The 277-nt window shown below is 64.3% G+C and carries 1 pseudogene; it reads right to left on the bottom strand.

From position 1 onward, the window contains the following. A pseudogene (locus tag PVZ78_RS03560) lies at positions 1–277 on the bottom strand (hypothetical protein); the annotation flags it as partial.

Here is a 277-nt window from a genome sequence, read left to right as displayed (position 1 = left end):
CGCTGGCAAGCCGCTGGTGTCGCTCGACAGGGAGTAAGTCAGCGGTACATCGGCGCCGGACTGGAAGATCGCCGTGACGCTGCCGCTGGCAGTCGTTGCTTCGCCGGGTACATCACCCACACCACCGGCGATGCCATTGGCCAGGCCATCTTCATCGACGGTTCCGGCCTCAGCGGCCCCGGTTGCGGTTGGCGTATCGTCATCGACGGTGATCACCAGTTTCTCGGCGGCGGCCGTCACTGTGTCGCCGTCCTTATCGGTAGCTTGCAGCAAGGTA

It is taken from the genome of Pseudomonas sp. SBT1-2 (assembly GCF_028640875.1).
GTDB classification, from domain to species: domain Bacteria; phylum Pseudomonadota; class Gammaproteobacteria; order Pseudomonadales; family Pseudomonadaceae; genus Aquipseudomonas; species Aquipseudomonas chlororaphis_I.
This window is presented reverse-complemented; position numbering and strand designations above follow the sequence as displayed.